Annotated in this window: 13 protein-coding genes; 3 read left to right on the forward strand and 10 right to left on the reverse strand. The window is 71.0% G+C overall.

Annotated features, from left to right (window positions below; all coding sequences use genetic code 11):
- Nucleotides 1–5: 5 nt before the first annotated feature.
- Both IF19_RS1000000138650 and lysS read right to left on the reverse strand, forming a co-directional pair.
- Nucleotides 6–1,274 (reverse strand): MATE family efflux transporter, encoded by a 1,269-nt coding sequence (locus IF19_RS1000000138650; protein ID WP_032747421.1) that lies wholly within the window; start codon nucleotides 1,272–1,274, stop codon nucleotides 6–8.
- A gap of 446 nt (nucleotides 1,275–1,720) precedes the next feature.
- Nucleotides 1,721–3,490 carry a lysine--tRNA ligase gene (gene lysS / locus IF19_RS0107840; protein ID WP_030115725.1) on the reverse strand — a complete coding sequence of 590 codons (1,770 nt, stop codon included), beginning with the start codon at nucleotides 3,488–3,490 and terminating at the stop codon, nucleotides 1,721–1,723.
- 181 nt (nucleotides 3,491–3,671) lie between these two features.
- Between lysS and argS the strand changes: the two genes are divergently transcribed.
- Nucleotides 3,672–5,453 carry an arginine--tRNA ligase gene (gene argS / locus IF19_RS0107845; RefSeq protein ID WP_030115726.1) on the forward strand — a complete coding sequence of 594 codons (1,782 nt, stop codon included), beginning with the start codon at nucleotides 3,672–3,674 and terminating at the stop codon, nucleotides 5,451–5,453.
- 86 nt (nucleotides 5,454–5,539) lie between these two features.
- On the opposite strand, the gene IF19_RS0107850 is transcribed toward argS, so the two are convergent.
- The 3 genes from IF19_RS0107850 to IF19_RS0107860 all read right to left on the reverse strand — a co-directional run bounded on the left by IF19_RS0107850 (nucleotide 5,540) and on the right by IF19_RS0107860 (nucleotide 8,011).
- The gene (locus tag IF19_RS0107850) at nucleotides 5,540–5,896 is read right to left on the reverse strand and encodes an antibiotic biosynthesis monooxygenase family protein (protein WP_032747423.1); all 357 of its coding nucleotides are present in this window, start codon (nucleotides 5,894–5,896) and stop codon (nucleotides 5,540–5,542) included.
- Nucleotides 5,897–6,092: 196 nt separating this feature from the next.
- Complete coding sequence (locus tag IF19_RS0107855; RefSeq protein WP_030115728.1) at nucleotides 6,093–6,533, reverse strand: hypothetical protein; 441 nt, start codon at nucleotides 6,531–6,533, stop codon at nucleotides 6,093–6,095.
- A 245-nt stretch (nucleotides 6,534–6,778) separates the two neighbouring features.
- On the reverse strand, nucleotides 6,779–8,011 hold the full coding sequence (locus IF19_RS0107860; RefSeq protein WP_030115729.1) for a phospholipase D-like domain-containing protein: 1,233 nt from the start codon (nucleotides 8,009–8,011) through the stop codon (nucleotides 6,779–6,781).
- Nucleotides 8,012–8,467: 456 nt separating this feature from the next.
- On the opposite strand from IF19_RS0107860, the gene IF19_RS0107865 reads away from it, so the two are divergent.
- A complete protein-coding gene (locus IF19_RS0107865; protein ID WP_030115730.1) occupies nucleotides 8,468–8,827 on the forward strand; it encodes a hypothetical protein in 360 nt (119 codons plus the stop codon).
- Nucleotides 8,828–8,883: 56 nt separating this feature from the next.
- Here the strand turns inward: IF19_RS0107865 and IF19_RS0107870 are convergent, their stop codons facing one another.
- From IF19_RS0107870 to IF19_RS1000000138145, 3 genes are read right to left on the reverse strand one after another with little or no spacing between them, the layout of a single operon-like run.
- Nucleotides 8,884–9,465, reverse strand: coding sequence for a hypothetical protein (locus IF19_RS0107870; RefSeq protein ID WP_234313173.1), 582 nt, complete (start codon nucleotides 9,463–9,465; stop codon nucleotides 8,884–8,886).
- 5 nt (nucleotides 9,466–9,470) lie between these two features.
- Nucleotides 9,471–11,303 (reverse strand): alpha/beta hydrolase, encoded by a 1,833-nt coding sequence (locus IF19_RS0107875; protein ID WP_030115732.1) that lies wholly within the window; start codon nucleotides 11,301–11,303, stop codon nucleotides 9,471–9,473.
- 5 nt (nucleotides 11,304–11,308) lie between these two features.
- Nucleotides 11,309–11,464 carry a hypothetical protein gene (locus IF19_RS1000000138145; RefSeq protein ID WP_234313170.1) on the reverse strand — a complete coding sequence of 52 codons (156 nt, stop codon included), beginning with the start codon at nucleotides 11,462–11,464 and terminating at the stop codon, nucleotides 11,309–11,311.
- Nucleotides 11,465–12,010: 546 nt separating this feature from the next.
- Here IF19_RS1000000138145 and IF19_RS0107885 point away from each other — a divergent pair.
- Nucleotides 12,011–12,640 (forward strand): class I SAM-dependent methyltransferase, encoded by a 630-nt coding sequence (locus IF19_RS0107885; RefSeq protein WP_030115734.1) that lies wholly within the window; start codon nucleotides 12,011–12,013, stop codon nucleotides 12,638–12,640.
- A gap of 28 nt (nucleotides 12,641–12,668) precedes the next feature.
- On the opposite strand, the gene IF19_RS0107890 is transcribed toward IF19_RS0107885, so the two are convergent.
- Nucleotides 12,669–13,187, reverse strand: a complete 519-nt coding sequence (locus tag IF19_RS0107890; RefSeq protein ID WP_030115735.1) for a hypothetical protein — start codon at nucleotides 13,185–13,187, stop codon at nucleotides 12,669–12,671.
- Between the two features lie 102 nt (nucleotides 13,188–13,289).
- Nucleotides 13,290–13,706, reverse strand: a complete 417-nt coding sequence (locus IF19_RS0107895) for a hypothetical protein (RefSeq protein ID WP_030115736.1) — start codon at nucleotides 13,704–13,706, stop codon at nucleotides 13,290–13,292.
- Nucleotides 13,707–13,749: the final 43 nt, after the last annotated feature.

Consider the following 13,749-nt stretch of genomic DNA (forward strand, 5'->3'; position numbering starts at 1 on the left):
CGGTTTCAGTCCGTGCCCGGTCCCGGGACGCCGAGCCGGCCGCTGCGCCGGTGGAAGAAGGTCGCCTGCCCGACGACCAGCAGGGTGTTGGCGCCGAGCAGGGCGAGCCACAGCGCGGTGAGTCCGCCCCGGGCCGTGAGCGGGACGGCGGCCAGGGCCAGCAGCCCGTAGCAGACGGCGAAGGCGAGCAGGCCGGGCACGGTGTCCCTGATCGCGACGAGGCCGAAGCCGAAGACCGCCTGGAGCGCGTCGGTGACGACCACCAGGAGCACGAGGGGCAGCAGGGCCAGGATCTGGTCCCGGGCGGCCGCGTCGTGGGTGAAGAGGGAGAGCACCGGGACGCGCAGGACCGCCAGGACCCCGCCGATGAGCAGGACCGCGCCGAGGGCGGTCACAGCTCCGGCGCGTACGGCGGCGCGCACCCCTCGGACGTCCTTGGCCTTCAGGTGGGGCGCCACCAGCGGGATCGTGGCCTGGCCGACGGCGACGGCGGCGGTGAACACCAGGCCGGTCAGGGAGACGGAGATGCTGTGGGCGGCCGCGTGCACGGGGTCGATGCGCGCGGCGGCGACGGCCAGCACGCCGAGTACGGCGAACTTGATGAGGACGGTGGCCGCGAGCGGCAGGCCGACGCCGGCCAGCGCGACCACCGCCCGGACCCTCGGCGTTCCGGGGCCGAGCGGCCGGCCGGCCAGGACGGCGCAGCGGCGCAGTCCCGTGTGCGCCACCGCGGCGCTGATCGCGGCGGCCGTCAGCATGGCGATCCCCGCTCCGGGCAGGCCGAGCCCGTCGAGCGGGCCGACGCCGTTCACGAGGGCCGGGGAGAGCACCACGGCCGCGGCCGTGCCGGACATCCCGGCGCGCATCACGAGCCTGGAGCGGCCGAGGCCGACGAGGGTGGAGGTGGCGGCGTTGCCCATGGCGGCCACCAGGACGCTCGCCGCCATCAGGTGGGGGAACACGCCCAGTTCCGACAGGGTCCGGTGCGGTACGCCGGAGGCGAGGCCGATGAGCGGCACCCCGGCGACGGCCAGGGCGCCGAGGAGCCCGGTGGCGATGGCGAGCCAGAGGCCGTCGCGCACCACCGGCAGCAGGGCGTCGGGGTCGTCGTCGTGGGCGGCGGTGAAGGGCATGACCCCGCGCAGGGCACCGGCGACGGTCGCGGTGGCCGGGGTGTACACGGCCATCGTGAGGGCGAACGCGGCGAGCGTGGCGGTGGCGTGCCGGCCGAGTACGGCGGTGTCGACCAGGGCGCCCGCGGTGGAGGCGAGCATGGTCAGGTAGAGCGGGAGAGCGGTGACGACGGTACGCCCGATCAGCGCCCGGCCGGCTGGACCGGGAGAGGAACCCAGGGCCCGGCCGGGGTGGCCGGGAGACGAACCCGGGGCCCGGCCAGGGCGGCCGGGGTGGCCGGGAGACCCGGGAGACGAACCCGTGTCGCGTTCTGTGGGGCCGGTGGGCGGACGCGCGTCCGAACCCGGAGGTCCGGTGGGCGGCCCCGCGCCGTGGTCGGCGGGCCCGGCGGGCGGACACGCGCCGTGGTCGGCGGGACCGGTGGGCGGCCCCGCGCCGTGGTCGGTGCCCCGCCCGGTGGTGGCTTCGGCGGGTGGGGCGGCCGCCGTGCCCGGCCCCGGGACGCGGCGGAGGGCCGCCGCCCGGGATGTCCCTGGGCGGCGGCCCTCCGGCACACGGGCCGACGAGCGTCCGCGTAAGCGCACCGCTACGCGCCGAGCAGCCTGCGCACCCGGTCCGCCCCCACCGCGAGCAGCAGCGTGGGCAGGCGCGGACCCGTGTCGCGGCTGACGAGGAGGCGGTAGAGCAGGGCGAAGAAGGACCGCTGCGCGGCCTTCAGCTCCGGCGTCGGCTTGGCGTCCGGCTCCAGGCCGGCCAGCACCTTCGGCACGCCGTAGACGAGCGTGGTGAGGCCGTCCAGCGACCAGTGCGTGTCCAGGCCCTCCAGGAGGAGGCGCAGGGATTCACGGCCCTGGTCGTCGAGGGAGCCCAGCAGCTCGGTGTCGGGCTCGTCCCGGACGATGGTGCGGGCCTCGGCCGGGACCTGGGTGGTGATCCAGTTCTCGGCCCGGTCGAGACGCGGGCGCGCCTCGTCCAGCGAGGTCAGCGGGTTGGCCGGGTCCAGCTCGCCGAGGATGCGCAGCGTCTGGTCCTCGGCGCCGGCGGTGATGTCGGCGACCGAGGCGAGCGTCCGGTACGGGAGCGGGCGCGGGGTGCTGGGAAGCTCCCCGGCCGCCGTGCGGACGGCGCGGGAGTACGCGGCGGCGTCGGCGGGCAGCACCGTGCCGTCGGCGACCTTGCGGCCCAGCGAGTCCCACTCGTCGTACAGCCGCTGGATCTCCTGGTCGAAGGCGATCTTGAACGACTGGTTGGGCTTGCGGCGGGCGTAGAGCCAGCGCAGCAGCGGCGCTTCCATGATCTTCAGCGCGTCGGCCGGGGTGGGCACCCCGCCCTTGCTGGAGGACATCTTGGCCATGCCGGAGATGCCGACGAAGGCGTACATGGGCCCGATGGGCTGGACGCCGTCGAAGACCTCGCGGACGATCTGGCCGCCGACGACGAAGGAGGAGCCGGGCGAGGAGTGGTCGACGCCGCTGGGCTCGAAGATCACGCCCTCGTACGCCCAGCGCATCGGCCAGTCGACCTTCCAGACCAGCTTGCCGCGGTTGAACTCGCTGAGCCGGACCGTCTCGGCGAAGCCGCACGCCGAGCAGGTGTAGTTCAGCTCGGTGGTGTCGTCGTCGTAGGAGGTGACGACGGTGAGGTCCTTCTCGCAGTTGCCGCAGTAGGGCTTGTACGGGAAGTAGCCGGCGCTGTTGCCGCTGCCGTCGTCCTCGTCGGCGGCGCCGGAGCCCTCGGCGGCCTCCAGCTCGGCCTCGTCGACCTTCTTCTGCTGCTGCGGCTTCTTGCCGCCGCCCTTGCCCTGAGCCGCCGCCGGGTCCTTCTTCGTCCGGTAGCGGTCGAGGACGGCGTCGATGTCGGCGCGGTGCTTCATCGCGTGCAGGATCTGCTCGCGGTACGTCCCGGCGGTGTACTGCTCGGTCTGGCTGATCCCGTCGTACTCGACGCCCAGCTCGTCCAGGGCCTCGGTCATGGCGGCCTTGAAGTGCTCGGCCCAGTTCGGGTGGGCGGAGCCGGCCGGGGCGGGCACCGAGGTCAGCGGCTTGCCGATGTGCTCGGCCCAGGTGGAGTCGACGCCGGGGACGCCGTTCGGGACCTTGCGGTAGCGGTCGTAGTCGTCCCAGGAGATCAGGTGGCGCACGGTGTGCCCGCGGCGGCGGATCTCGTCGGCGACCAGGTGCGGGGTCATGACCTCGCGGAGGTTGCCCAGGTGGATCGGGCCCGAGGGCGACAGGCCGGAGGCGACGACGACCGGTTTGCCAGGCGCACGACGCTCCGATTCGGCGATGACATCGTCCGCGAAGCGGGAGACCCAGTCGGTCTCGGTGCTGGTCTGACTCTCGGCCACGGTCGGCACGTCCTTCTCTCGTCTGTCGTTTCCCGATGGGGTACGGGCCATTCTCCCAGCTATGCCCCGCAGCGCGAAAATGGCTTTCCGTCCGGGGCGGGCCGGGCGGAACGCCGACCGTAAAACGGCTTTGCACCCCGTGGGATACTGGAGCGATCCCTTGTCCCCCTACGGAAACGGCAGCCAGACCATGGCCTCGGTCCCTTCCCTCGCTTCCTCGCTCCAGCAGCAGCTGGCGGACGCCCTGACGGCAGCACTGCCGGATGCCGGCGCCGCCGACCCGCTGCTGCGCCGAAGCGACCGGGCCGACTTCCAGGCCAACGGCATCCTGGCGCTCGCCAAGAAGCTCAAGGGCAACCCCCGGGAGCTGGCCTCCCAGGTGACCGCCGCCCTCCCTGCGGGTGAGCTGATCAAGGACATCGAGGTCTCCGGCCCCGGCTTCCTCAACATCACGCTCTCCGACAAGGCGATCGTCGAGACGCTGGCCGCGCGGGCCGCCGACACCGAGGGCCGCCTCGGCGTGCCGGTGGACGCCGACGCCGGGACCACGGTCATCGACTACGCCCAGCCGAACGTGGCGAAGGAGATGCACGTCGGCCACCTGCGGTCGGCGGTCATCGGCGACGCGATGGTCAAGATCCTGGAGTTCACCGGCGAGAACGTGGTCCGGCGGCACCACATCGGCGACTGGGGCACCCAGTTCGGCATGCTCATCCAGTACCTGATCGAGCACCCGGGCGCCCTGAAGCACGACGGCGCGGCGGACGGCGCGAGCGACGGCGAGGCGGCGATGTCGACGCTGAACCGGGTCTACAAGGAGTCGCGGGCCCTGTTCGACTCGGACGAGGAGTTCAAGGCCCGGTCCCGGGACCGGGTGGTGGCGCTCCAGGCCGGGGACCCGGAGACGCTGGAGCTGTGGCAGGGCTTCGTCGACGAGTCGAAGATCTACTTCCACTCGGTGTTCGACAAGCTCGACATGGAGGTCCGCGACCCGGACATCGTCGGTGAGTCCGGCTACAACGACATGCTGGAGGAGACCTGCCGGATCCTGGAGGAGACGGGTGTCGCCGTCCGCTCCGAGGGTGCGCTGTGCGTGTTCTTCGACGATGTGAAGGGCCCGGACGGCAACAAGGTCCCGCTCATCGTGAAGAAGACGAACGGCGGCTACGGCTACGCGGCCACCGACCTCTCCGCGATCCGGGACCGGGTGCAGGACCTCAAGGCCGACACCCTGCTGTACGTGGTGGACGCCCGGCAGTCACTGCACTTCAAGATGGTCTTCGAGACGGCCCGGCGGGCCGGCTGGCTGAACGAGGACGTCAAGGCCGTGCAGCTCGCCTTCGGCACGGTCCTCGGCAAGGACGGCAAGCCGTTCAAGACCCGTGAGGGCGAGACCGTCCGGCTGCAGGACCTCCTGGACGAGGCGGTCGAGCGGGCCACGGCGGTCGTCCGGGAGAAGGCCGGGAAGGTGGGCCTGTCCGAGGACGAGATCGTCGAGAACGGCCGGTACGTCGGCATCGGGGCCGTGAAGTACGCGGACCTGTCGACCTCCGCCGTGCGGGACTACAAGTTCGACTTGGACCAGATGGTGGCGCTGAACGGCGACACGTCGGTGTACCTCCAGTACGCGTACGCCCGGATCCGGTCGATCCTGCGCAGGGCCGGTGACGCGGTTCCGGCCGCCCACCCGGAGCTGGAGCTGGTCCCGGCGGAGCGGGCGCTCGGTCTGCACCTGGACCAGTTCGGCGAGGTGCTGGCGGAGGTGGCCGCGGGGTACGAGCCGCACAAGCTGGCCGCGTACCTGTACCAGCTCGCGTCGCACCTGACCACGTTCTACGACCAGTGCCAGGTGCTCAGCCCGGACAACGCCCCCGAGGTCGTGGAGAACCGGCTGTTCCTGGTCGAGCTGACCGCCCGGACCCTGCACCGGGGGATGGCGCTGCTCGGCATCCGGACGCCCGAGAAGCTCTGACGACGCTCCCGGCGCTCGACGTAGTACGCGATCGGCCCCGGCGCCTGGACAGGCGCCGGGGCCGACGTGCGTACGGGAGAAGCCCCTCAGGGTGCGGTGAGTTCCACGACGACGTCGTAGACCGCCGGGTTCGGGGTGATCGGCTGCCGGCTCTCCTCGCGGGCGGCGCGGGTGCGGGAGGCGAAGTCGGGGTCCGCGGTGGCGGTCTCCCAGGCTTCCTGGCTCTCCCAGTGGGAGACGTTGACGAGCTGGAAGCGGGAGTCCGTGGAGCGGGCCCGGTGCATCCGGGAGTCGATGAAGCCGGGCTTGTCGCGCATGAGGCGGGCGCGCTGCTCCCACTTCTCGATGAACGCGTCGAGTTCGTCGGCGGCGATCTCGAAGACGTTGATGAAGGTGACGGGGGACTGCGGCGCGTCGGCCGTTAAGCCGTTCTCTGTGGTCATGCCGCCACTCTAGGAGCCGGCCGACGGGGTGATCCGGGCGGCCGGCTTCTCGCCCGGATCACGCCGGGCTGCTGCGGGCGGCCCGGCTTCCGCTCCGGGCTGCTGCGGCGGCCCTTCGCTCGCCTTCGCCCGCTACGGACGCACCGACGGCCGGCTTCTCGCCCGCCGCCGCGCCGACGGCGGCCCGGCTCCCGGCCTACTGCGGGCGGCCCAGCGCCCACCCCGACACGTCGGCGAGGCGTCCGCGCCACAGGGGCAGCGAGACCGGCGTCATGGCCCCGGCGATGAGGGTGACGTCCCTCAGGTGGATCCAGCGGGGCAGCCGGCTCGCCCCGGCCGCCTCCTCCTCGGCGCGCAGCTCCCGTACGCCTTGGTCGACCGTCTCCGGGAACTCGGCGAGCAGGTTGGCGCCCTCGCCCTCGACCTGGCGCAGGCTCCTGGCCCACTCGGCCTTCCACTGCTCGTGCCCGATGACATCGCCGTGGAGCAGGCCGCCGGGGTGGGTGAGGGTGAGCGGCAGGCTGGAGCGAGGGTCCTCGTCGAGGAGCTGGATGAGCAGCTGGAGCTGAAGGTCGGGCAGCGGTTCGGTGATCACCGCGGCGGACGGTGCCGGAGAGGTCTCGGCGGTGGCGCTCATGGGCCCTTCCCTTCACATGGCGGACGAGGGGTCGCCCTCCCCGCCTTCCCGGCGAACGCCGGACCACGCCCGACACCTGGAGCGGGTGTGCGGCGGGGGCGGGGAGGGGGGCGGGAGCCGCCCCGGTTCTTCCGTGCGGGGAGGGGCGGGGAGGGGCGGCGGCCCGGGTGCCGCCCGCGGGTCTTCCGTGCGGGGCGGCGGCCTCCGGAAGCCGCGACCGGCGGAACCCGGTTCTCCCGTGCGGATCAGAGGAAGCGGCGGATGGGGACGACGGCCGCTTCCCGGGCCCGCTGGAGGAGGTCGCGCCGCTTCCACCGGGCGCGCTCGATCAGCACGCTCTTCTCGCGGTCCTCGTCGAAGTGGCCGTCGAGGGTGGCGGTGAAGTCGCGGTCGAGGACGGCGAGCATGACCTCCTCGTCGTGGTCGAGGGAGCGCCGGTTGAAGTTGGTGGAGCCGATGAGGGAGGCGACCCGGTCCACGGTGATGGACTTCGTGTGCATCATCGTCGGCTGGTACTGGTAGATCTTCACGCCGCAGGCGGTCAGCTCCTCGTAGTACCGCTGCCCGGCGAGCTGGCAGACCCGCTTGTCGGTGTGCGGGCCGGGGAGCAGGATCTCGACCTCCACCCCGCGCCGGGCGGCGGCGCAGAGGAGCCCGGTGAAGTAGGCGTCGGGAGCGAAGTAGGCGGTGGTGAGGCGGACGCGTTCCTCGGCGGACTCCAGGACGACCCGGATCAGGGTCTGCATGTCCTGCCAGCCGAGGGAGGCGGAGCCCCGGACGACCTGGACGATCGAGTCGCCGTGGTGCTCCTCCGTGATGAACCGGTCGCTGTCGTCGAACAGCTCGTCGTGGCACTCGGCCCAGTTCTGGGCGAACGCGGCGGCCAGTCCGTCGACGGCGGGCCCGGTGACCTTGACGTGGGTGTCCCGCCACTCGCGCTCGTTGCGGGCGTCGCCGCACCACTCCTCGGCTATCCCGACACCGCCGGTGAACGCGGTCTGCTCGTCGACGACGAGGACCTTGCGGTGGCAGCGGTGGTTCTGCTTGAGCGGCGAGAGGTAGAGGGGCTTGCGGAACCAGGTGACGGTGACGCCGGCCTCGTCCATCATGGCCAGCTGGTCCTTCTCGATGAGCCGCGACCCGAACCCGTCGAGCATGAGCCGCACCCGGACCCCGGCGCGGGCGCGGTCGGCCAGGGCCTCGGCGAACTTGAGGGCGATGTCACCCCGCCAGTAGACGAAGGTCATCAGGTCCACGGTGTGCTCGGCGCCCCGGATCGCCTCCAGCATCGCGCCGAAGATCTGGTCGCCGTTGCGGAGCGGGACGAGGGCGTTGCCCTCGGTGGCGGCAATCCCTATCAGCCGCTCCAGCCTGCGTCTGAGCCGGAGGGTCCGCCGCTCGCAGGTGCGATCGTCCAGGGCCGGTCGGTCGGTGGCTTCGGGGGCGTCGGCAGCGGTTTCAGCGGTAGTGGCGGACATGTTTCACCTGGTGGGGTACGGGGGTGGGGCGGCCGTACACCGTCGTCGCGCGGCGGCGGGGCTGCCAGGGCCTCGCAGACTGTACTCCCGAGTCCTGTCCGCGTGTACGGCTGCTATCGGTCAGCGTCCGGAGGCGGCGACGGCTCGGGCACTCGCTCCGCCCGTCTTCCCCGCCTCGCCCGTTTCACCCATCGCCCGGGGCCCCGCCCGCCCCCGCACGTATGCGGTGTCCTCGCGTGCGCCGGGCCGCGTCCGTCGCGCCTGCCGGGCCTCACACGTATGCCGTGTCCACCGGGCCTCGCCCGCCCCCGTACGTACGCCGTGTCCTGGCGTCTGCCGGGCCGCGTCCGTCGCGCCTGCCGGGCTCCCCCGGCGCGCGCCCGCCCGTCAGCCTGCGCGCGGTACGGCGGCGGCGGGCCCTTCTTCCCGGACCGGCGCCCTTCTACGCTGACCGGCATGTCGTTCATCCTGCCGCTCAACCACGCCGTGCCGATACCGGTCGGACACACCGTCGAGGTGACCGAGTACGCGGACACCCGGCCGGAGAAGAAGCGCAAGGGCTGGGATCTGAGCGAGGCGTTCCGCCACCCGGTCGTCCTCGATCTGGACACCGGCATCCGCTACATGAACCACGTCCACGCCAGCCGCGCCGGCAACGGCGGCAACAGCTTCGCGGCCAACCCGTACCCGCTCACCCCGCGCGCCGACCTCGTCGTCAGCCGCGTCTACCGGGCCAGGGTCACCGCCTGCACGATCGTCGCGGTCGAGGGCCTGGACACCCAGCACACGGCCCTCGCCCTGGAACGGCTGGACTGACGGGGGCCCCGCCTCCTCCGCCTGAGCCGGGTCCGCCGAGGGGGAAGCCGGCGGCGTCAGCCCGAAGCGGACGGGCTCGGCACCGGGGACGCGGCCGACCAGAAGTCCGAGCGGACGTCGGGCGTGGGGATCTTGCCTTCGTACGCGCGGCCGTTCGCCGCCTTCGTGGGCGGAGCCACCTCCGACTTGTCCACACAGGGAGTGGTGACCTCGAAGAACGCCTGTCCCTTGTAGCCGAAGCTGACTCTGATGCCGAAGCCGTCCGGGGATGTGGCAATGATCGTCGGCAGGTCCTTGCTCGGATTGACCGTGCCGATCCGGTAGTCATTCGCCTTCCAGAAGCGCTCGACCACACCCAGGAAGTTACCCCGCCGCTGTTCCGAGATGACCGTCATCACCGCCCAATAGCGCGATACATCGCACCTGCCGGTCGTCGTCGCGCGGTGGGTCCATGCGACCTCCGGCTTGACCTCTCCGACCGTCGCGTAGAACATCCCGTCGGCATGTTCCGCCGCCGCCTGCATGTCCATTCCCGTGGACGCCCCTTTCTCATTATGGGATTCACTCAACAGCCCGCACCCAGCGAGCAGTACGCCGATCGCGACCATCACGGAAAACCGGCGAAAAGCCTGCTTCATGCGCCTCACCGATGCTTCTCCCTCACAATGTGTTCAGGACTTCCACCGACGATCTTCGCGATGCTTTCCGCTGAATCCTGATCCTTCACTGGATCGAAATATTGGGAATGAGCATCGAACAGACCGGCCTCAAAAACCATCCTCGGCCCGTCGTCCACCCGGAAGCGCTGGGCCCCGAAGGCTTCGCTCGCCGGATCCTTACCGAAATACACATCGTCGTTCCCGGCATCGAAAAGGTCACGCCCGACCTCGATTCCCGCCGGCACCCCGAGCGGGCCTCCCAGCACACTCCCTGCTATCACGCCGAGCCCAACCTCTCTCTTCGACGGCAGGTGGGTGACCGGGTCGTTATCGGCAGCACCGACGAACACATGGTCCTTACCGACACCAAGTTCTGTTGCCTTCTGCGCGTCCACGCCAGGGCTGCCGAGCAGGATCACATCGTCAACGCCTGGGATCCCGCCCGCCTGCTGTGCTGCCGTGCCCACGGTCAGCGAGCCGTAGGAGTGCCCGATCGCCGTCACGTGCGGATCCTCGTGCGCATTCGTCACCGAGAGGCCCGACATGAACTCGTTGTACGCCGGTGCGCCCCGTTGCGCATCACCCTTATCCATCACGTCCACATTCTGTGGAGCGTCGTAGCCCAGCCAGATGATGGCGGCGCTGGACGGATCCACTTCTTGCGCACCAAGGGCCGTATCCTGGGCTCGCTTCATGGTTTCTTCGACAAAATCGCCGTCAAGCTTGGTGCCGAGACCGGGGACGTAGGCCGCAACGTGCTTCGACGCGTCTGGATCTCCGTACGAGACGATCGCGCGTCCGTTGCTCTCGGACCCGATCCCCAAGAGGAACATGGGTGGATTGCTCGGCTTTTCGAGTTTGTCCTGGAGCATTCGGAGGGCATCAATTTTGTCCTTCGCGTCGTCACCGCCCCGACGTTCCAGCGCCTCGATGAGGAGCGGGAGGTGCCTGCGGTTCGCCTCGTCGCGCATCACCGCCGGAATGCCGTCGAGATCGCCGATCAGGTCCGGGGCAACCTTCAGGTACTCCTGCCGTTGTTCTTCGGACAGCCCGTCCCACCACCTCTTACGCTCGGCGGGGTCCTTGTCCTGCGGGATGCCTTCGGCGAGATGCATACCTGCGGTGGAGCGGACATCGGCAGTGTCCCGGGCTACGTCCTTCAGCGTGGCCGCCGTGACGTCCAGGCCCTTCTCCGCCCTCAGGCCATGGAGTACCTTCGCGTACCGCGCGTCGATCTCCTGTGCGGACCGTACGGCTCGGGCGATACGGTCGGCCACTTCCTGCGCCTTCGCCGCGTTGGGATTCGTCGGCACGAACCCGGAGTACCCGGGATGCAACGACCGCTGTCCCGGCGGGCCGAGGCCGGATCGGTCCAACGGGAGACGGGCGTCTCCCTGAGAATTGCCGCCTGCCGCTTCCCGCTTGGCTCCGGTCATGTCTGCGACCTCGGTAGCCGGGTAGCTCACGGAGCCGTCTTCTCGCACGGTGAAGTTCAGCGCGGCAGCATCATCGAGTGCCTGCTTCAACTGGCTCTGCGGCTCGGCGAGATCACCGGCGAGCCCGTTGAGTGCCGTACGGACCAGTCCGCATTCCGTCTGCAGATACTGGAAATTCCGGCTGAGACGCCGGAGCCCGCGAAGGGCGGCTTCCGCGGACTCGCTCTCCTGGGTCTCGCGGAGCTTCGCTGACATCGCGCGGTCGACCTGTCCCCGGTCAGCGGCCGATCGGCTCGACACCTCGTGCCATCTGTCGCCCGCTTGCGTGAGACCGGAAGTCTTGAGATCGCGCAGCATCTGCCAGGTGAGGGCGGGGGTCATCGCCTTCAATCCACCGCGTCGGGGACGTGGACTCCCTTGACGGACGACTTGACAGCAATCTCCGACTCCCCCATTTCCTTGGCGACCGTCAGCAGACTCCCCGCGAGTTGTCCGCACTCGTCCCGTACGGCTTGGAGGCGGTCCTCCCAGGACGTCAGCACACTCTTGAGGGCCGCGACAGAGCTGAGACCGGTTGTCCCCGCCTGGACGCCTTCGTGGCCTCGCTTGAGTACCGACCTGCTCGTCTCGGTCCTGGTCCGCAGTTCCCCGGCCGTACCGGAGGCACTGGTCCAAGGCCCTTTGGAATGCTTGAGGTTCCCAGTTCCACCTCCTTCGGCCCCGAGGCTGGAGGATGCCGAGGCAAGCCTCATCGCCGGCTCATCGCCGCCCGGTCCGAACAGTTCCTGCCAGCGCTCCGAACTGGACATGGCCATCCCCCGTTTGTACGCGTTCCCTGTCTGCGATGCGAGAGAGTAGCGCGGCGAGCGAAACATGTATGCGATCGAGAACAATTTTCGGACACGAAGCGGTTGGCGAGCCGTGACAGTCGGACCCGGGCGCTTGCGCACGCACCGACTGCGAAGAGATCTCCAGGGCCACGGAATCCCGCAGGCGACACCGGAACGCCCTGTCCGTCGAGCTCGCGGCGTCCCTTGCCGCAGTCCGTACGGCCCGTGGTGAACTCACCGCCGCTACTCTGCCCACCCATGAGCGACCGACGATCCTCCCCGCGCCCCGCCGTCGCGGACGGAAGCACTGCCGGGTACTCCGAAGCAGCCGACGCGCTGGCCGTCCAGTACGAGCAGGTCAGCTTCGAGGAGGTCCACCGCGAGGTGCTGCACCTGCTGCCCGTCGCGCCTGCCCGCGTCCTGGACGTGGGCGCGGGCACCGGGCGGGACGCCGCGGCGCTGGCGGCTCGCGGGTACCGGTGCGTGGCGGCGGAGCCGACCGCCGAACTACGCGCACACGGAGAGCGGATCCACGGGACCCGAACCGTTCACTGGGTGGACGACGCCCTCCCCGAACTGCCGCTCCACCGGCACCCGGGCCGCTTCGACGCCGTCTTCGCCACAGCGGTGTGGATGCACCTGAACGAGGCGGAGCGCAGGGGATCGATGGCAAGGACAGCCTCGTTGCTGGCGCCGGAAGGCCGGTTCTTCCTCACTCTGCGGCACGGCCCCGTCCCTGAGGGCCGCCGCATGTTCGACGTCTCGGCGGCCGAAACGGTGCTCTTGGGCCGTTCGTACGGCTTGCGGGTGGTACACCGCAGCGAGCGCGACGATCTTCACGGCCGCGAGGGAGTCCGCTGGACTCGCCTGGTGCTTGCGGCGGGGTGATACGGCGCACTCACCGCCCCGGCCCCCGTCAGACCGTCCGGCCGAGGGCGGTGCGGGCCGCCAGGCGGAATTCCTTGATCGCGGTGTAGAGGGCTTGCTCCCGTTCCGCGGCGAGGGCCGCGTCCTCGGTGGTGCGGGTGGTGTCGCCCGCGCGGGCGTTCTCGGCCATGCGGCGCATGACGTACGAGAGGTCGGCGGAGGCGTCGGTGACGCGGCTCGCGAGGTCCGCGACGGAGGCCGGTCCCTCCAGGATGACGACCTCGCACGCCCGGTGGACCTCGCGGGCCAGGGCGACGAAGCGGTCCGTCCGCTCATCGAGGGCCGCCGGATCGGGCCGGTCCGAGCGGAGGACGTCGAGCACCGCGTCCATGGCGAGATCGCGGTCGTGGAGGGCGCTCAGGTATCGGGCGTACGCGTCCCGCCGGTGCTGGCGGTTCTGCTGGGCGTGCTGGGAGCGGGCCTGGGCCCGTCCGGTGACCACGGCGGCCCCGAGGGTCGCGGCGCAGCCGACGGCGGCGCCCAGGAGCGCGGCGAGTCCTGAGTCCATGCGCCCAGTCTGCCGCGCGCGGCCGGCGTCCTCCCCAACGTGCGCTTCGGAGACGGTGCTTGCGCCCTGCGGGGGCGGGCCTCACGCCCTGCGCGGGGCGTGTCAGTCGTGCCCCTCCACCGTGGTCGTCCGCACCAACGACACCGGCTCCGACTGCTGGTTGGAGGCGGAGACGCGGGTGGTTTCGCGGGTGAGGCGCAGCCCCATGGTGGTGAGGGCGTCGGTGTCGTACAGCGCGCACAGGAGGGCCGCCGCCTCCGAGAGCGACATCGTGTCCATCGGGCCGTGGCCGAACTGGGCAGCCATGTCCGGGTCGTCGAGCGCCGCCTGCTGGGCGTGGGCGAGCACCTGGTGCGGATCGTCGACGACGAGTTCGTCGATCTGGATGCGCTGGGCGCGGACGCGCAGGTCGAGCGGGCGGGGCGGAGCGGACCTCGGAACGGCGACGACGGACCGGAGCTTCGGGTGGGTCAGCGGGGCCAGATCGGGCACTGCGGTCAGGTCGGTCAGGTGGTTCATGAGGTGGGCTCCAGAGAACGGGCCGCCGGAACGACGGTGCGTG

This window comes from Streptomyces californicus, assembly GCF_000717645.1.
GTDB lineage: Bacteria > Actinomycetota > Actinomycetes > Streptomycetales > Streptomycetaceae > Streptomyces > Streptomyces californicus.